This window comes from Bradyrhizobium sp. URHA0013 (assembly GCF_000518345.1).
Classification (GTDB): Bacteria; Pseudomonadota; Alphaproteobacteria; order Rhizobiales; family Xanthobacteraceae; genus Bradyrhizobium.
Genome location: NZ_JADK01000007.1, coordinates 224,782 through 242,436, shown reverse-complemented (window position 1 = coordinate 242,436; position 17,655 = coordinate 224,782). Strand labels below are relative to the sequence as shown.

Below are 17,655 nucleotides of genomic sequence, written 5' to 3'. Positions count from 1 at the left end.
TCTCCGCTGTCATTCCCCGCCTTGTGCGCAATTGCGCACTGGAGCGGGGAATCCAGTACGCCGCCGCCCATCGGGGGAATCACGGACGTCTCTGGAATACTGGATCACCCGCTTTCGCGGGCGATGACAGCCGTGCTAGGGGAAGCAGCCATTTGCATAAATGCAAATCCAGGATTTGCAGGGTTGCAACAAGCCCCAGGACCTCGGCCATGCACGACATCAAATCGATCCGCGACAACCCGCAAGCCTTCGACGCCGGCCTTGCACGACGCGGCCTGAAGCCACTGTCGGCGTCGCTGCTCGCGATCGACGAGACCCGGCGTGCGGCGATCCTGGCTTCCGAGCAGGCGCAGGCGCGGCGCAATGCGGCCTCCAAGGAAATCGGCGATGCCAAGAAGGCGAAGGACGAGGCGCGCGCGGCGAAGTTGATGGCGGAAGTTACCGAGCTCAAGACCACGATGCCGGAGCTCGAGGCGACCGCGAAGGCTGCCGACGAGGAGCTCGCCAAGGAGCTCGCGGCGATCCCGAATCTGCCGCTCGGCGAGGTGCCCGATGGTGTCGACGAGCACGGCAATGTGCAGCGCCATGTCTTCGGCAACAGGCGCAACTACACGTTCGCGCCAAAACCCCATGACGATCTCGGCGCCGCGCTCGGTGACATGGATTTCGAGATCGCGGCGAAGCTCTCCGGCGCGCGCTTCGTCGTGCTGAAGAAGGGACTGGCGCGGCTCGAGCGCGCGCTCGGTCAGTTCATGCTGAATCTACACGTCGACGAGCACGGCTATACCGAGATCAATCCGCCGCTGCTCGTGCGTAACGAGATTATGTTCGGCACCGGACAATTGCCGAAATTCGAGGACGACCAGTTCTGGGCGATCAAGGGCGAATTGCTCGCCGAGCCCGACCATGAGCGGCTCCGCACCGAGCGTCTCGGGATCATTCCGACCGCGGAGGTGGCGCTCACCAATCTCGTCCGCGAATCCATCCTTGACGAAAAGCAGCTGCCGATGCGACTGACCGCGCTGACGCCGTGCTTTCGCGCGGAGGCGGGCGCCGCTGGGCGCGACACCCGCGGCATGATCCGGCAGCACCAGTTCACCAAGGTCGAACTGGTCTCGATCACGACGCCGGAGACGAGCAAGGACGAGCACGAGCGCATGCTCGCCTGTGCCGAGGAAGTGCTGCGGCGGCTCGACCTGCATTACCGTGTGATGACGCTGTGCACCGGGGATATGGGTTTCTCGTCGCAAAAAACCTATGACATCGAGGTCTGGATGCCGGGCCAAGGCGACGGCGGGGCATTCCGCGAGATCTCGAGCTGCTCGGTGTGCGGCGATTTCCAGGCCCGCCGGATGGACGCGCGCTCGCGCGGCCCCGATGGCAAGCCGCGGTTCGTGCACACGCTCAACGGCTCCGGCACAGCGCTCGGCCGCGCGCTGATCGCCGTGATGGAGACCTATCAGCAGGAGGACGGCTCTATCGCGGTCCCCAGCGTGCTCCAGCCCTATATGGGCGGGCTGAAGGTGGTCGCACGCGACTAGGCGTGCTGCCCATCTGAAACGGAGAAACGTTTGGTTGCGAAGATCGGGCGGCCGGTTATCCTGCCGGCCACCCGACAACGCGAACCCATCGTTCATGGCCTTGCACCGCGATATCTTCTGGGTCGGCAGACAATGGGCGGTGACGGGTGCCGGCATCCAGGCCGTCGATCAGCGGCTGCGTGGTGTGCTCGACATTGAGACCAAGCGGCTCTGGGACGACGATCTGGTCCAGGGCCGGCGGGCGAAGCCCGGTGTGAATGCCGCGGATTTCGACCAGGCACTGACGCTGGCGCGCGAGCGCTTTCCGCAGACGCCGGTAGCGGACCCGTTCGTTGCACAGCTGGAGGCGCTCGGCGTGATCGAGGTGCCGATCGTGACCCCGGTCGTGCCGGCGATGAAATTGCATGCCGAGGGCCGGCTGGCGCGCTTCCTGCCGCAATGGCGCGTTCGTCGCTAACAGGACCAGGCCGGAAACCTGCCGCCGGCCCCAACCGTCCGGTTTGCCTGATCGGCCCCGGCCGGATAAGACGGCTCAGACCCGCTTCAGGAATCGACTTTTCCCATGCGCATTCTCTGCACCAATGACGACGGCATCCACGCCCCCGGCCTCAAGGTCCTGGAGGAGATCGCGCGCGCATTGTCCGATGACGTCTGGGTTGTCGCGCCTGAGCTCGACCAGTCCGGCGTGTCGCATTCGCTGTCGCTGAACGATCCGCTGCGCCTGCGCGAGGTGGGTCCGCGGCATTTCGCGGTGCGCGGCACGCCGACCGACTGCGTCATCATGGGCGCGCGCCACATCCTCGGTGCCAAGCTGCCCGATGTCGTGCTGTCCGGCGTCAACAAGGGCCGCAATGTCGCCGAGGACGTGGTCTATTCCGGCACCATCGCCGGCGCGCTGGAGGGCACCATCCTGGGGCTGCCGTCCTTCGCCCTGTCTCAGGAATTCAGCGTCGAGACGCGCGAGCGGCCGCTGTGGGACACGGCGCGCAAATTCGGTCCCGACATCCTGCGCAAGGTGATCGCCGCCGGCATCCCGAAGGACACCGTCATCAACGTCAACTTCCCGGCCTGCGCGCCGGAAGATGTGCTTGGCATTCGCGTGACGCGGCAGGGCAAGCGCAATCTCGGCTTCCTCAAGATCGACGAGCGCAAGGACGGCCGTGGCAATCCGTATTTCTGGATCGGCTTCGAGCGCACTGTGATGATGGATACGCCCGCTGAAGGCACCGATCTCGCGGCGCTGCGCGAACGCTACGTCTCCGTCACGCCGCTCAGGCTCGACCGGACCAACGAGGCGTTTTCCGAGGCGCTGAGTGCGACGTTGAAGTAAGTCCGACCTTGAAGTAATCCGACCTGGAACGGGGCCTAGCCGCCGCGAAGCGCGGCTTCGATGGTCTTGCCGAGCGCGTCGAGCTGAAACGGCTTCTGAAGCGCCGGCCGATCGCGGTACTGCTCGGGCAGGCCGGAGGAGCCGTATCCGGTGGCGAAGATGAACGGGCAGCCCTTCGCCTTGATGACGTCGGCGACCGGCGAGATGACCTTGCCGTTGACGTTGACGTCGAGAATGGCGATGTCGAACTCGGTTGCCTGGGCGAGCCGCATGGCTTCGGTGATGTCGCCAGCCTCGGCTGCGATCTTGTAGCCAAGCTCTTCGAGCATGTCCGCGACCATCATCCTGATCATCACCTCGTCTTCGACGAGGAATACAGAGCGGCCGGTAAGCCCCGTCGAGGTCATGGTCGAGTCCTTGCCCATTGCCAAAAACGTTCGCAGATAACATGAATCGACGCAATGCGCGTTTCGACGAACGGATGCATGAAAATGGCCGTCGAGGCTCGCCCGTTGCAAGCCAATTTGTGGTCAACTACGCCATCCGAAGCGTATCACGGGTTCCCTGAGCCGGAACAGGAATCCCGCGCCCCAGGGTTGGCGTCCCGGACCCCAAAGACAGCACAAGCAGGCAATGACCTCCCATCAGCACCCGCCGGAAAAGATGATGTTTCAGCTCACGCTGAGGCGTCGGGGCATCAGCGACCAGGCGGTCCTGCGGGCCATGGAGGAGGTGCCGCGCGATCAATTCGTCGACGAGGCCGATCGCGACGGGGCCTATCGCGACAGCGCGCTGCCGATCGCCTGCGGGCAGACCATCAGCCAGCCCTTCGTCGTCGCCTACATGACCGAGCAGCTCCAGCTTCAGAAAAAGCACCGCGTGCTCGAGATCGGCGCCGGCTCGGGCTACCAGGCGGCGGTGCTGTCGCGGCTCGCCGGGCAGGTGTTGACGGTCGAGCGCTACCGCAAGCTTGCGGATGCCGCACGTATCAGGCTTGAAAAGCTCAACTATCACAATGTCGAAGTGATGCTGGGCGACGGACTCAACCTGCCTGCCAATATCGGGCCGTTCGACCGCATCATCGTCACGGCCGCAATGGAGCAGCTTCCGGACAACCTGGTCGAGCGGCTGGAGGTGGGCGGCATCCTGATCGCGCCCGTCGGCCCGCATCAGGGCGTGCAGACACTGATCCGCCTGAGCCGGACCGAAGCCGGGATCGAGCGCAAGGAACTCGTCGAGGTCCGGTTCGTGCCGGCGCTGCCCGGGGTGGCGCGGGAGCTGTAGAATTCCGGATTGGCTGCGCTGCCAACATCTTATTGGGAGGGTTAAGCCGTTATTTACTCGGCGCGTGTTTACTTAAAAGACCAGTTCTGTTGCGTACGAGTGAGTAACCATGTCCGTTGCCGCCGAGTTGCTTTACTCGCGCCGTGTGCCGCAGGTCGCGGTGCTGGCGCTGATCTCCTTCAGCTTCGCAGGGTGCAGCGCCGACATGTCGTCGCGCATGTCCCAGTCGAACTTCTCCAATCCCTTCGCGCAGGAATCGACCGGTTCGGTGCAACAGGCACCGCCGCCGCAGCGTGAGTTGCCGCAATATTCGCGGCCGCAGACACAGTCCGGTTACTATCAGTCGCAGCCTTTGCCGCCGGCAGTGTCCGCGCCGCAATCCTATCCCGTTGCGGCAGGCGGTGTGTCTGGAGGCGGCCGCGGTGTCGGCTCCTACGCCCCCCCGGCGCAGCCGCATCTCGAGACCACGGCCACCGTGCCGCCGCGCTCGGTTGCAGCCGCCCAGCCGGTCGGTGGAACCAAGATCATCGTTGGCACCAGCGATACGCTCGACCTGCTTGCCAAACGCTATCGCGTCACGCCGCAGGCGATCCTCGCGGCCAACGGCTATAAGGGCCCACGCGCGCTCTCGCCCGGCCAGCAGCTGATCATTCCGCATCAGGCCACCGCCGCTGCGCCCGCGCCGCTCATGGCTCCCGTTGCGGCGGCCCCCGCGCTGGCGCCTGCTGCGAGGCCGGTTGCCGCCGTAGCCGCGCCGTCGACCACGCACTTCGTGAACCACGGCGACACGCTCGCCAGCATTGCCCGCAAGAACCATATCTCGGCGGCCGAACTGGCCCGCGCCAACGGCCTCGATGCCTCTGCAAAACTCAAGCTCGGCGCCAGGCTGGCCGTGCCGGGCGCCAAGACCGCAGCTGTCGCGGCACCGCTTGCCGCGGCTCCGGTCGGAGCCGCTCCCGTTGTGGGGACGCTGCAGCCCGTTGCGGCCGCCCCTGCGCCCGCCACCAAGATGGCGGCCGTCGCCGCGCCGGTGCAGAGCGCGCGCCTGGCCCAGGCCACGGCGAATGTCGAAGACAAGGCCGCGGAAGCTCCGGCGAAAGCTACGGAGACCACCAGCGCGCTGCCGACTTTCCGCTGGCCGGTGCGCGGCAAGGTGGTCACGAGCTACGGCGCCAAGACCAATGGCAAGTCCAACGACGGCATCAATCTCGCGGTGCCCGAGGGTACGCCGGTCAAGGCGGCTGAAGACGGTGTCGTTGCCTATTCCGGCAACGAGCTCAAAGGTTACGGCAATCTCGTCCTGGTTCGGCACTCCAACGGCTACGTCACCGCATATGCCCATGCGAGTGAGCTGATGGTGAAGCGCGGCGATACCATCAAGCGCGGCCAGGTCATTGCCAAGTCGGGTCAATCCGGGGAGGTGGCGTCGCCGCAGCTCCACTTCGAGATCCGTAAGGGATCGAGCCCGGTTGACCCGCTTCAATTCCTGAACGGGGCGTGAGCTTGAAATAGGGCGCGCCATCGCCACAAACGCGGTGTCGTCGCCCGGCTCGACCGGGCGACCCAGTACGCTGCAGCGTCTCGATCGATCAAAACCGTCTCCGGAATACTGGATTCCCCGCCTGCGCGGGGAATGACAGGTCAGGGAAGTGGCGGCAGCTTGCTACGTCGCCGTCAGCTTCACGCCAAGCCGTCCCGCAAGCTCCTGCACGAACTGCCAGGCGACGCGGCCCGAGCGCGAGCCGCGCGTCGTCGACCATTCAAGGGCCTCGCGCTCCAGCGCGTCGTCGTCGACCTTGACGCCGAAATGGCTGCAATAGCCCCGCACCATGGCGAGATATTCGTCCTGGCTGCAGCGGTGGAAGCCGAGCCAGAGACCAAAGCGATCCGACAGCGAGACCTTCTCCTCGACGGCTTCGCCGGGATTGATCGCGGTCGAGCGCTCGTTCTCGATCATCTCGCGCGCCAGCAGATGGCGGCGGTTGGAGGTGGCGTAGAGGATGACGTTCTCCGGCCGACCCTCGATGCCACCTTCGAGCACCGCCTTGAGCGATTTGTAGGACGCATCATTGCCGTCGAAGGAGAGGTCGTCGCAGAACACGATGAAGCGGAAGGACGAGGCGCGAAGCTGCTCCATCAGCGCCGGCAGGCTCTCGATGTCCTCGCGATGAATCTCGATCAGCTTCAGTCTGTCGGCCGGTTTGCGCTCCGCGTTGATGCTGGCATGCGCCGCCTTCACGAGCGACGACTTGCCCATGCCGCGCGCGCCCCAGAGCAATGCGTTGTTGGCGGGCAATCCGTTGGCGAAGCGCTCGGTGTTCTCCATCAGGATGTCGCGCATCCGGTCGACGCCCTTGAGCAGGAACAGTTCGACGCGGCTGACCCGCGGCACCGCCGCAAGGCGGCCGTCCGGATGCCAGACGAAAGCATCCGCCTGCTTGAACGACTCGCGTTCGACGGCGGGCTTGCCTTGAGCGGAGAGGTGCGCCGCGATCGTCTCCAGCGCGCGAACCATGCGCTCCTGGGAGACGTTTTGGTTCGTCTTGGAAGTCACCTTGGAAGCTACTTTGAGGGCTGCCTTGGGACGTTTTGCCGCGACGCGGGCTGGCTTCGTGGCAGGGGTGCGGGGGCCTTTGCCGGCCGGGCTTTTGCTTGGTTTTTGGGGCATGTTCGAAGTTCCTGAGAATGCAGCCTTATCGGGCCTGAGCGCGCGCCGCAAGGTGGCTAAAAGGGGCGGTCTGGCAGCGTTGCAATTGGGGCAATGGCCGCTATAGTCCGCGCGAATTTGACCGAACCGGTCGCCATTTGGGCCTGACCGGTTTTCCCCCGTTCTCACGAGGATCGTCCGAATGCTGATTACCCCTGCGTATGCCCAGGCTGCGGGCGCCGGCGACACCAGCGGCATGTTGATGTCGCTGCTGCCGTTCGCCCTGATCTTCGTGATCATGTACTTCCTGATTCTGCGTCCGCAGCAGAAGAAGGTCCGTGACCACGCCGACCTCGTGAAGAACATCCGCCGCGGCGACACCGTCGTGACCTCGGGCGGCCTCGTCGGCAAGGTCACCAAGGTCGTCGACGACGACCAGATCGAGTTCGAGATCGCCGATGGTGTGCGCGTGCGGCAGATGCGCTCGATGGTCTCCGGCGTGCGCGCTAAGGGCGAGCCGGCCAAGGAATCCAAGGAAAGCGCCAAGGACGACGCCGCGGCGAAGTGAGCGCTTCCGCGAGTCTCTGAAATCCCCTGATCTGACAGGTCCAGTCGATGTTGTATTTCACGCGGTGGAAGGCGCTCGGGATTATCCTGACGGCGCTGATCGTGTGCCTCTGCGCGGTCCCGAACTTCTTTCCGGAAGCGCAGGTCAAGACCTGGCCCGCCTGGGCGCAGCGTCGGCTCGTGCTCGGCCTCGATCTTCAAGGCGGCTCCTATCTGCTGCTCGAGGTCGACGGCAACTATGTGAAGAAAGAGAGGCTCGACCAGGTCCGCGACGATGTTCGCCGGACGCTGCGCGATGCCAAGATCGGCTTCACCGGCGGCGTCACCGTGCGCAACGACGCGGCCGAGGTGCGGATCACCAAGGAATCCGACCTGCAGCCTGCGCTCGCCAAGCTGCGCGAGCTGTCCCAGCCGCTGGGCGGACTGGTCGGATCCAGCGGTCAGCGCGACCTGGATGTCACTGACGCCGGCGGTGGGGTGATCCGCCTCACCATCCCGCAGGCCGCGATGCTCGACCGCATGCGCAAGACCATCGAGCAGTCGATCCAGATCGTCGAACGCCGCGTCAACGAGCTCGGCACCGTCGAGCCCGTCATCCAGCGCCAGGGCAACGACCGCATCCTGGTGCAGGTCCCCGGCCTCCAGGACCCGACCCGTCTGAAGGAATTGTTGGGCAAGACCGCGAAGATGGAATTCCGCATGGTCGATACGTCTGTGCCGCCCGATCAGGCGCAGCAGGGACGTTTGCCGCCGGAATCCGAGCTTCTGATGAGCGCGTCGCCGCCGCCCACACCCTATGTGGTCAAGAAGCAGGTGCTGGTCGCCGGCGGCGATCTGACCGATGCCCAAGCGAGCTTCGACCAGCGCACGAGCGAACCCGTCGTCAGCTTCAAGTTCAATACGTCAGGAGCGCGCAAGTTCTCGCAGGCCACCCAAGAGAACGTCGGGCTGCCTTTTGCGATCGTGCTCGACAACAAGGTCATCTCGGCTCCCGTGATCCGCGAACCGATCACTGGCGGACAGGGCCAGATCTCCGGCAGTTTCACCGTGCAATCGGCCAACGATCTCGCGATCCTGCTGCGCGCCGGCGCGCTGCCGGCACCGCTCACGGTGGTCGAGGAGCGCACCGTCGGTCCGGGCCTCGGCCAGGACTCGATCGAGAAGGGCGAGCTCGCCGCCTATGTCGGCTCGATCCTGGTGATCATCTTCATGCTCTTGACCTACCGGCTGTTCGGCGTGTTCGCCAACATCGCGGTGGCCATCAATGTGGCCATGATCTTCGGCCTGTTGTCGCTGCTCAACGCCACGCTGACGCTGCCCGGCATCGCCGGCATCGTGCTCACCGTCGGCATCGCGGTCGATTCCAACGTGCTGATCTACGAGCGCATCCGCGAGGAATTGCGTGGCGGCCGCAACGCGATCTCGGCGATCGACGCCGGCTTCAAGCGGGCGCTTGCGACCATCCTCGATTCCAACATCACCACTTTCATTGCCGCCGCGGTGCTGTTCTACATCGGCACCGGTCCGGTGCGCGGCTTCGCCGTGACGCTCGGAATCGGCATCATCACCACGGTGTTCACCGCCTTCACCCTGACCCGGCTGATCGTGGCCTGGTGGGTGCGGTGGAAGCGGCCGCAGAGCGTGCCGATCTAGGAGCCTGATCGTGAATCACACCGTTCTCATCGGGCTCGGCGTCCTCATTGCCATCCTCACCGTGGTTGCGGCGTTCGGCTGGCTGCCGTCGCTGCGCATCGTCCCCGACGATACTCATTTCGACTTCACGCGGTTTCGCCGGATCAGTTTCCCGATCTCGGCGGCGCTGTCGATCGTCGCGATCACGCTGTTCTTCACCCATGGACTGAATTTCGGCATCGACTTCCGCGGCGGCACGCTGCTGGAGGTGCAGGCCAAGTCTGGCACCGCCGATATTGCGGCGATGCGTACGACGTTGGATGGCCTGCGTCTCGGCGAAGTCCAGTTGCAGCAATTCGGCGGCCCCGCGGACGTCCTGATCCGCGTGGCGGAGCAGCCGGGCGGCGACGCCGCACAGCAGGAGGCCGTGCAGAAGGTCCGCACCGCGCTTGGCGATTCCGTCGACTATCGCCGCGTCGAGGTGGTGGGACCGCGCGTATCGGGCGAATTGCTCGCCTACGGCATGCTCGGCCTGATGCTGGCGATCGTCTCGATCCTGGTCTACCTCTGGTTCCGCTTCGAGTGGCAGTTCGCGCTTGGGGCCATGATCGCCAACGTGCACGACATCGTGCTGACGATCGGCTTCATGTCGATCAGCCAAGTCGATTTCGACCTGACCAGCATCGCGGCGCTTCTGACCATTTTGGGCTATTCGCTCAACGACACCGTCGTCATCTACGACCGCATCCGTGAAATGCTGCGGCGCTACAAGAAGATGCCGATGCCGCAGCTTCTCAACGAATCGATCAACTCGACGCTGTCGCGCTCGATCATCACCCATTTCACCGTGACGCTGGCGCTGCTGGCGCTGCTGCTGTTCGGCGGTCATGCCATCCACAGCTTCACCGCGGTCATGATGTTCGGCGTGGTGCTGGTCGGCACCTATACCTCGATCTTCATTGCAGCCCCGATCCTGATCTATCTCGGCGTCGGCGAGCATCGCGAAGATGCGGTCGATAAGGCTACGCCGGCGAAGAAAAGCAAGGCATGATCCGAACCGCATGCCCTCGCAGGAGTTTGCGAGGGCAGTAAGCTCATTCGGACGAAGCTCATGGCCGGCGATCCCAACGCACCGCATTTCCCCCGCTCGGCGCCGATCGAAGCCTATGGCAAGGGCGGCTTTGCCTTTGCCGGCATGTCGCATCGGGGATCGCTGCTTTGCCTGCCCGACGCGATCTGGGCCTGGGACATAACGGACCCCGCGAAGATCGACCGCTATTCGCTGGATCGAGTCTTCAAGTCCGCCAACAGCATCGACACGCTCCTGATCGGCACCGGAACCGGGGTCTGGCTGCCGCCAGCGGAACTGCGCCAGGCGCTCAAAGCGGCGCGGGTGGTTCTGGACACGATGCAGACCGGTCCCGCCGTGCGCACCTACAACATCATGATCGGCGAACGGCGGCGCGTCGCGGCCGCGCTGATCGCCGTGCCATGAGTGGCTCCGCGCCGGCGCCGGATTCTGCCGCGTTCTGCGCTGACCTCGTACGCAGCCACGACTTTCCGCGCTATGCCGCGACCCTGTTCGCGCCCGCTGCCAAGCGTCGCGCGCTGCTGGCGCTCTATGCCTTCAATGTCGAGATCGTCCGCGTCCGCGACCAGGTGAGCCAGCCCTTGCCCGGTGAAATCCGCCTGCAATGGTGGACCGACATGCTGTCGGGCCAGGTGCATGGCAGCGCCGAGGGCAATCCGGTAGCGGCGGAGCTTCTCCGCGCAATCCGTGATTTCGACCTGCCGGTCGAGCCGCTGTCGCTGCTCGCCGACGAGCATCAATTCGATCTCTACAACGACCCAATGCCAACAATGGCGGCGCTGGAAGGCTACCTCGCGGCGACCTCATCGGCGCTGTTCGATCTCGCCGCCCGGATCATGGGACCACCGTCGGAGGCGGCCGAGCATCTCGCCCGCCATGCCGGGCTGGCGCAGGGCATCGTACGGGTCATCGCCAATCTGCCGCGCGATGCGGCGCGCCGGCAATTGTTCCTGCCGCAGCAGGTGCTGGCGAGCCACGATTGCGACGTGGAAGACGTGTTCGCCGGCAAGGAGACGCCAAACTTGCGCGCCGCGCTGGACCAACTCTCGGGCGAGGCGCGGCAACATTTGACGACGGCCTTGTCGCTGCTGGTGGAGGTGCCGGCATCCGTGCGTCCAGCGTTCCTTCCGCTGAGCCAGGTACGGGCCGACCTCAAGCGCTTGTCGCAGCCCGGGCGTAATCCGTTCACGCCGGAGCAATCGCCGCGGCTGCGCACGCTGTGGACGCTGTGGCGGGCCTCGCGTGCCCGGGAATTTACCAAATAGCGGTTGGCTTATCGCCTCAAACTGCCAAATGCCCTATGCTGTCCCATGGCTGAGTTGTCCCAAAGCATCGCCACTGATCTCAGCGGCCTTCCGATCTCGCTGAGCGATATCCATGCCGCTGCCGAGACGATCCGCTGCGCCGTCGTCGAGACGCCCTGTAGCTACAGCCGCACGCTGAGCAATATCTGCGGCTGCGACATCTGGCTGAAATTCGAGAACCTCCAGTTCACCTCCTCGTTCAAGGAGCGCGGCGCGCTCAACCGCCTCACGGCGCTGACGCCGGAGGAGCGCGCGCGAGGCGTCGTCGCGATGTCGGCGGGTAATCACGCGCAAGGCGTCGCCTATCACGCCAAGCGGCTCGGCATTCCCGCCACCATCGTCATGCCGGTCGGCACACCCATGGTGAAGGTCGAAAACACCAGGCATCACGGCGCCGAGGTGGTGGTGACGGGTGCCACGCTGGAGGAGGCGGCCGCGTATGCGCGCAGCCACGGCGAAGCCTGCGGCATGATCTTCGTCCATCCCTATGACGATCCGCTTGTCATCGCGGGGCAGGGCACGGTCGGGCTGGAAATACTCAAGGCCGTGCCGGAGCTCGATACGCTGGTCGTCCCGATCGGCGGCGGTGGCCTGATCAGCGGGATCGCCATTGCCGCGAAATCGATCAAGCCGTCGCTGCGGATCCTCGGCGTCGAGGCCTGGCTCTACCCCTCGATGTACAATGCCATCCATAACGGCAATCTGCCGGCGCGTGGCGACACACTCGCCGAAGGCATTGCGGTGAAGTCGCCCGGCAAGCTCACGACCGAAATCGTCCGCCGCCTTGTCGACGACATTGCGCTCGTCAACGAAGCCGAGCTCGAGCGCGCGGTGGCAACCCTGATCTCGATCGAGAAGACGGTTGTCGAAGGCGCCGGCGCCGCCGGTCTCGCCGCACTGATGTCCGACCCGTCCCGTTTCGCCAGCCAGAAGGTCGGGCTGGTGCTGAGCGGCGGCAATATCGACACGCGGCTGATTGCATCAGTCCTGACCCGCGAGTTGGCGCGTGAGGGGCGGCTCACCCAGCTGTCGCTCGACATCCCCGACAGGCCTGGCCAACTGGCTGCGGTCGCGGCACTGCTGGCCGAGGCCGGCGCCAACATCATCGAGGTCTCGCACCAGCGCACCTTCTCGGATCTTCCAGCCAAGGCAACGTTGCTGCAATTGGTGATCGAGACCCGCGACAGCGCCCATCTCGACGAGGTCATGGCGAAGCTTGGGGCATCCGGATTGAGTGCGCGCTGTACCTGAGCTGTGCGCGCGCCCGCCGCTATCGCGGCGTCAAACCGCCAGATGGACGATCAACCGATCGATCTCGGCTTCCGTATTGTAGTAATGCGGGGAGGCGCGCACCACCGGCGGCAGCGAGCGAATTTCGGCATCGATGCGCGTGCTCGACGGATCTGAGGCACCGATCGTGATGCCGGCTGCGGCCGCGTTGCTGACGACCGCTTCAGCCTCGTACCCGTCCACCGTGAAGCTGACGATGGCTCCCGGAGCGCGTCCGAGGTCACGAATTCTGATACCGCGAATGGACGCAAGGCCGCCCCGGAGGCGGTCCGCCAGCATGCGGCAACGCTGCTCGATGGGGCCTATGCCGATATCGAGGGCATAATCGACAGCCGCGCCCAACCCAAGCCGGGCTGCGTAGTTGTTCTCCCAGGTCTCGAAACGGCGCGCATCGTCACGCAGCCGGTAAGCGTCCCGGGACACCCAGGGTGCGGCGAAGTGGTCGATCATTGGCGGTTCGAGCCGCTGCAGCATCGCCCGGCGGACGTAGAGAAAACCGGTGCCGCGCGGGCCGCGGAGGAATTTGCGACCGGTCGCCGACAACATGTCACAGCCGATGGCCTCGACGTCGACCGCCATTTGTCCGACCGCCTGGCAGGCGTCGAGCAGATAAGGAATGCCTCGCGCTCGCGCGATCTTGCCGACGGCCGCAGCCGGATTGACCAGCCCGCCATTGGTCGGAACCCATGTGATCGCAATCAGTTTCACGCGCTCATCGATCATGCTTTCGAGCGCGTCAACGTCGAGCTCGCCGCTAGCATCGCTCGGCACGATGTCGATCGCGACGCCTGTTCGCTTGGCGACCTGGAGAAAGGCGACATAGTTGGCAGCGTACTCCGCCTCGGCGGTCAGGATCCGGTCGCCCTGACGAAATGGAAGCGCGTAGAACGCCATCTGCCAAGCAACCGTCGCATTCTCCATGAGGGCGATCTCATCGGGTGCGGCATTCAGCAGGCGCGCCACTGAGCCGTAGACGGATTCAAGCCGGGGCGCCTCACGGTCGGCGGCGGCATAGCCTCCGACCTCGCTCTCCAGATCGATATGCTGCTTCATGGCTTCGGCGACAGCGACAGGCATGAGAGCCGCCCCCGCGTTGTGCAGATACGCAAGTCTGGAAGTGGCTGGCGTGTCGGCACGTACTCGCTCGATGTTGATCAAGTCAATCTCCGGCTCGGACTATCGTCGCGTCAGTGCGGCATTTCCTCGAACTGCGGCAGGTTGAGCGGCGTGTTCCACGACATCCGACGCTTGGTGAACATCTCGAGCTTCGGTGCGACGAGGTCGGGCCGGTCGAGGCTGCCCAACTGGACGAAGAACGTCTTGGGGAAGCTATCGAGGTTAGTGGTAAAGACCCGCGAACCGCATTCCGGGCAGAAATTGCGATCCAGGCCTTTGCCGGAATTGGCGATGTAGTGAAACGCCTTCGGCTTGCCGCAGAGAAGCGTGAAATCGTCCTCGGGCACCGCGAAGAAGGTCGCCATCTCGCCGCCGGAAGCGCGCTTGCAATCGTTGCAATGACAATTGGCGATGAAGGACGGATCGGTGCTGAATTCGAACTTGATTGCGCCACAGGCGCATTGAGCGGTGTATTTTTTGGCCATTGATCGCCTCAGGTTGGTTGAGGATAGCGGCGCGGTCATATTGGCCGGTCGGAGAAGCGCGCGCAACAATGCTTCCGGCGTGGCGTCTCGCCTCAGATGCAGAGGCCGAGCAGCTTGATGTGGCAGCCGCCGGATTTGGGCTTGCTCGCAGGAGCGGCTTCGCGTTTCACGGCAACGAGGGGCTCCTTGTCCTTCTTGCCTTTGCCCTTCGGCTCGTAGTCGCCGGCGATCACCATCGCCCAATAGGTGCGTTTGCCGCTGGCGTTTTTCGCGCTCGCGATCCCGACGCGGGAAGCGTTGTGCAGCAGCAAATTTTTGCGGTGTCCCGACGAGTCGATCCACTGTCCCAGGGTCTTCTCGAAATTGTCGTAGCCGTAGGCGATGTTCTCGGCGGCGCGGCCTGCGCCGGCCGGTGCGACCCGGCGGTTGAACGGGCCGAGGGCGTCGTGACTGAGGTCGTCCTTCGTCGCCATCGCGCGCGCCTGGTCCATTGCGATGCGGTCGAGGGTCGAATCGCGGACGACGCGGACCTCTCCATGTTTGAGGCGGAAGCTGGAGATCAGCTCGGCCGGGGACTCGGCCATTGCGGGCGCGGCGGCGAGCAGCAGAAGGCCGGCGATCAGGCCGCCAACCACACGATGCATCATCGTCCCCCGAGTGCCCATGACCCCGCCAAGCCCCGCCGCCAAGTTCGAATTATCGGATCGCTTCTCTATCGCCAATGTGGACGCTTCAAGGCGTGATCCACACTAGCCGGCAGGCAGGTCGGCCTCGAAATTGAAGCGGTCGCGCAGGTTCTTGCGCTGCTCCAAGATGTCCTTGAGGAAAGCGCGGTCCTGGTCGTTCTTCATCATCGGCTCGATCAGGTCGAGCTGGTTCATGGCGACCAGTTGCAGAATCTCCGTGCGCGGCTTGCCGTCGGCGTTGCGTGGCAGCGCGTGCACGACCTGGATGTGTTCCGGGGGCTTCGGCCCTTTGGCGGCGCTGAGCTCGTTCCGCAATTGGCCTTCGAGCGCGGCCTGATCGGCTTCGACGAAGGCATAGAGCCCGACGCCGGAGCGGCGGTCGGCAAAGGCCACGATGGCGGTGTCGCGCACGGCGGGGTTCTTGCGGATCAATTCCGCCAACACCGGCGCGTCGTTGACGAGCCTTCGGCCGCCGCCTTCTCGGTCGGTGAAGTTGAACAGGCCGCGCGTGATTGCCCGATAAACCTTCTTGCCGGTAGCCAGCCAGAGGCTGGCGGCGAACGACTTCTTCGCCAGGATTTTCCGCTCGCGCGGCGTCAGCGCCTCGGGCGCGTAGGAGCGCTTGTGCTTGAGCAGATGCCGGAGATCTTCATAGGCCAAGATGCGGTAAAGCCGGCCGCGCCGGTCGAAGCAGGCCGCGAGCTGGAAGTCGGTCACATAGGCGCGACCGTCGCGGCCGACCAGCCAGTTCTGTTCCTTGGCAAGATCGTTGTGGCAGATGCCGGCGCGGCGCAGCCGTCGCAGCGCGGCCTTGGCCGAGCGAAAATAGGCGAGGTCGCCATGCGGTTTCGCCAAATGCAGCGCGACACCATCGACGAAGCTGCGCACCAGCGCGCGGCGTCCGGCCCACAGCAGCTCGGGGCCGACATCGAGCCCCTTGGCGAGTGCCAGCGCATGCGTCTCACGGGCGAACAGATGGCGCGCCAAAAGGAATGACCACCACGGCGCCTCGTCGAGGCGGCGCAGCACCGCGTCGACCTCGCCGTCATCGTCGCGGAAGCGGCCGCGTTCGACGGTCGAGAACACGTCGCGCTTGAGCAGCACGCCCTCGGTCCAGCGCGCCGAGAGTGTTGCGGCGTCGTCTTTGGGAAGGTTCATCGAAAACTCACGCCGCAGCGGCAATGCGCAGGTGATCAGCGATCCAGCGATCGAGATCGGCGAGCGCCAGCGCGCTCATCGCCTGCTTTTTGGCCACCGTCTTCTCGTTGCCGCGCAGTCGGCTTCCGTCGGGCTTCTTCGTCGGTGCGCTGGCGAGCGGCGGGAACAGGCCGAAATTGATGTTCATTGGCTGGAACGAGCGCGTGCCGGGCTCGACGGTCTCGATATGGCCGCCGGTGATGTGGCCGAGCAGGGATCCGAGCGCCGTCGTGACCGGCGGACTCGCAAGCGTCTCGCCGCGCACGTCCGCTGCCGCGTAGAGGCCAGCAATCAGGCCGACGCTGGCGGATTCCACATAGCCCTCGCAGCCCGTCATCTGGCCGGCAAAGCGCAGCCGCGGCTGCGCGCGCAGGCGCAATTGGCCGTCGAGCAGCTTTGGCGAGTTGAGAAAGGTGTTGCGATGCAGGCCGCCGAGGCGAGCAAATTCGGCGTTCTCCAGCCCCGGAATGGTGCGGAAGATGCGTTGCTGCTCGCCGTATTTCAGCTTCGTCTGGAAGCCGACGATGTTGTAGAGCGTGCCGAGCTTGTTGTCCTGGCGCAGTTGTACGATCGCGTAGGCCTTAGTGGTGGGATCGTGCGGATTGGTGAGGCCGACCGGCTTCATCGGCCCGTGGCGAAGAGTCTCGGGGCCGCGTTCCGCCATGACCTCGATCGGCAGACAGCCGTCGAAATAGGGCGTGTTGGTCTCCCATTCCTTGAATTCGGCCTTCTCGCCGGCGACCAGCGCTGCGACGAAGCCGTCATACTGCTCCTTTGTCATCGGGCAGTTGATGTAGTCGGCGCCGGTGCCGCCGGGGCCGACCTTGTCGTAGCGCGACTGGAACCAGGCCACCGACATGTCGATGGATTCGCGGTGCACGATCGGTGCGATCGCGTCGAAGAAGGCGAGGGCGTTCTCGTCGGTCAGCTCGCGGATCGCGTCGGCCAGCGGCGCCGAAGTGAGGGGGCCGGTCGCAACGATGACGTTACTCCATTCGGCGGGCGGCAGGCCTGCAACCTCGCCGCGCGCGATCTCGATCAGGGGATGGTCGTTAAGCGCTTTGGTGACGGCCGCGGAGAAGCCGTCGCGGTCCACCGCCAGCGCGCCGCCGGCGGGCACCTGGTTGGCGTCGGCTGCGCGCATGATCAGCGAGTCGAGGCGGCGCATCTCGGCATGCAGCAGGCCGACGGCGTTGTTGGCGGCATCATCCGAGCGGAACGAATTCGAGCAGACGAGCTCGGCAAGCCCGTCGGTGCGGTGTGCCTCGGTCGTGCGGGTCGGCCGCATCTCGTGCAGCACCACGGGCACGCCGGATTTGGCCACCTGCCAGGCGGCTTCGGAGCCGGCAAGGCCTGCGCCGATCACGTGCACGGTATTTGATTGGGGTCCTGTCATGGGGCGGACAGGTAGCGCTTTTCGGCGGTCAGTGGAATCGCCGAGATCGAGTTTTCTGCCTCCGGATGCGACAACGCCCGCACGAGGCGG

General features: G+C 65.0%; 18 protein-coding genes. 11 read left to right on the top strand and 7 right to left on the bottom strand.

Translation table 11 applies throughout. From position 1 onward, the window contains the following. Positions 1-209 precede the first annotated feature (209 nt). From serS to surE, 3 genes are all read left to right on the top strand, one after another. Complete coding sequence (gene serS, locus N551_RS0111345) at positions 210-1,541, top strand: serine--tRNA ligase (protein WP_027567084.1); 1,332 nt, start codon at positions 210-212, stop codon at positions 1,539-1,541. A 94-nt stretch (positions 1,542-1,635) separates the two neighbouring features. Next, on the top strand, positions 1,636-1,998 hold the full coding sequence (locus N551_RS0111340) for a hypothetical protein (protein WP_027567083.1): 363 nt from the start codon (positions 1,636-1,638) through the stop codon (positions 1,996-1,998). 105 nt (positions 1,999-2,103) lie between these two features. Continuing rightward, positions 2,104-2,871 carry a 5'/3'-nucleotidase SurE gene (surE, locus tag N551_RS0111335; protein ID WP_027567082.1) on the top strand — a complete coding sequence of 256 codons (768 nt, stop codon included), beginning with the start codon at positions 2,104-2,106 and terminating at the stop codon, positions 2,869-2,871. 35 nt (positions 2,872-2,906) lie between these two features. On the opposite strand, the gene N551_RS0111330 is transcribed toward surE, so the two are convergent. Beyond that, positions 2,907-3,278 carry a response regulator gene (locus N551_RS0111330; RefSeq protein ID WP_027567081.1) on the bottom strand — a complete coding sequence of 124 codons (372 nt, stop codon included), beginning with the start codon at positions 3,276-3,278 and terminating at the stop codon, positions 2,907-2,909. A gap of 226 nt (positions 3,279-3,504) precedes the next feature. On the opposite strand from N551_RS0111330, the gene N551_RS0111325 reads away from it, so the two are divergent. After that, positions 3,505-4,155, top strand: a complete 651-nt coding sequence (locus tag N551_RS0111325; protein WP_027567080.1) for a protein-L-isoaspartate(D-aspartate) O-methyltransferase — start codon at positions 3,505-3,507, stop codon at positions 4,153-4,155. A 109-nt stretch (positions 4,156-4,264) separates the two neighbouring features. Next, entirely contained in the window at positions 4,265-5,656 is a 1,392-nt protein-coding gene (locus tag N551_RS0111320; RefSeq protein WP_027567079.1) for a LysM peptidoglycan-binding domain-containing M23 family metallopeptidase, read from the top strand. Between the two features lie 162 nt (positions 5,657-5,818). Here the strand turns inward: N551_RS0111320 and N551_RS0111315 are convergent, their stop codons facing one another. After that, the gene (locus tag N551_RS0111315) at positions 5,819-6,823 is read right to left on the bottom strand and encodes an ATP-binding protein (RefSeq protein WP_027567078.1); all 1,005 of its coding nucleotides are present in this window, start codon (positions 6,821-6,823) and stop codon (positions 5,819-5,821) included. A 181-nt stretch (positions 6,824-7,004) separates the two neighbouring features. On the opposite strand from N551_RS0111315, the gene yajC reads away from it, so the two are divergent. The 6 genes from yajC to N551_RS0111285 are packed head-to-tail and all read left to right on the top strand — an operon-like array spanning position 7,005 to position 12,646. After that, a complete protein-coding gene (gene yajC, locus N551_RS0111310; protein WP_007590674.1) occupies positions 7,005-7,370 on the top strand; it encodes a preprotein translocase subunit YajC in 366 nt (121 codons plus the stop codon). 47 nt (positions 7,371-7,417) lie between these two features. Next, entirely contained in the window at positions 7,418-9,022 is a 1,605-nt protein-coding gene (secD, locus tag N551_RS0111305) for a protein translocase subunit SecD (RefSeq protein ID WP_018458020.1), read from the top strand. A 10-nt stretch (positions 9,023-9,032) separates the two neighbouring features. After that, complete coding sequence (gene secF, locus N551_RS0111300; RefSeq protein WP_027567077.1) at positions 9,033-10,052, top strand: protein translocase subunit SecF; 1,020 nt, start codon at positions 9,033-9,035, stop codon at positions 10,050-10,052. 60 nt (positions 10,053-10,112) lie between these two features. Continuing rightward, the gene (locus N551_RS0111295) at positions 10,113-10,496 is read left to right on the top strand and encodes an Mth938-like domain-containing protein (protein ID WP_007590678.1); all 384 of its coding nucleotides are present in this window, start codon (positions 10,113-10,115) and stop codon (positions 10,494-10,496) included. After that, positions 10,493-11,356: a phytoene/squalene synthase family protein gene (locus N551_RS0111290; RefSeq protein ID WP_027567076.1), complete on the top strand. Its 864-nt coding sequence runs from the start codon at positions 10,493-10,495 to the stop codon at positions 11,354-11,356. Before N551_RS0111295 ends, N551_RS0111290 begins: the two co-directional genes overlap by 4 nt. A 45-nt stretch (positions 11,357-11,401) precedes the next feature. Beyond that, positions 11,402-12,646 carry a threonine ammonia-lyase gene (locus N551_RS0111285; RefSeq protein WP_027567075.1) on the top strand — a complete coding sequence of 415 codons (1,245 nt, stop codon included), beginning with the start codon at positions 11,402-11,404 and terminating at the stop codon, positions 12,644-12,646. Between the two features lie 30 nt (positions 12,647-12,676). On the opposite strand, the gene N551_RS0111280 is transcribed toward N551_RS0111285, so the two are convergent. From N551_RS0111280 to trmFO, 5 genes are all read right to left on the bottom strand, one after another. Next, positions 12,677-13,843 carry an aminotransferase class V-fold PLP-dependent enzyme gene (locus N551_RS0111280; RefSeq protein ID WP_027567074.1) on the bottom strand — a complete coding sequence of 389 codons (1,167 nt, stop codon included), beginning with the start codon at positions 13,841-13,843 and terminating at the stop codon, positions 12,677-12,679. A 29-nt stretch (positions 13,844-13,872) separates the two neighbouring features. After that, complete coding sequence (locus N551_RS0111275) at positions 13,873-14,286, bottom strand: GFA family protein (protein WP_027567073.1); 414 nt, start codon at positions 14,284-14,286, stop codon at positions 13,873-13,875. Positions 14,287-14,378: 92 nt separating this feature from the next. Further along, entirely contained in the window at positions 14,379-14,930 is a 552-nt protein-coding gene (locus N551_RS0111270) for a CAP domain-containing protein (protein ID WP_035961291.1), read from the bottom strand. A gap of 105 nt (positions 14,931-15,035) precedes the next feature. Beyond that, positions 15,036-16,130 carry a serine/threonine protein kinase gene (locus N551_RS0111265; RefSeq protein ID WP_027567071.1) on the bottom strand — a complete coding sequence of 365 codons (1,095 nt, stop codon included), beginning with the start codon at positions 16,128-16,130 and terminating at the stop codon, positions 15,036-15,038. A 7-nt stretch (positions 16,131-16,137) separates the two neighbouring features. After that, complete coding sequence (gene trmFO, locus N551_RS0111260) at positions 16,138-17,565, bottom strand: methylenetetrahydrofolate--tRNA-(uracil(54)-C(5))-methyltransferase (FADH(2)-oxidizing) TrmFO (RefSeq protein ID WP_027567070.1); 1,428 nt, start codon at positions 17,563-17,565, stop codon at positions 16,138-16,140. Between the last annotated feature and the right edge of the window lie 90 nt (positions 17,566-17,655).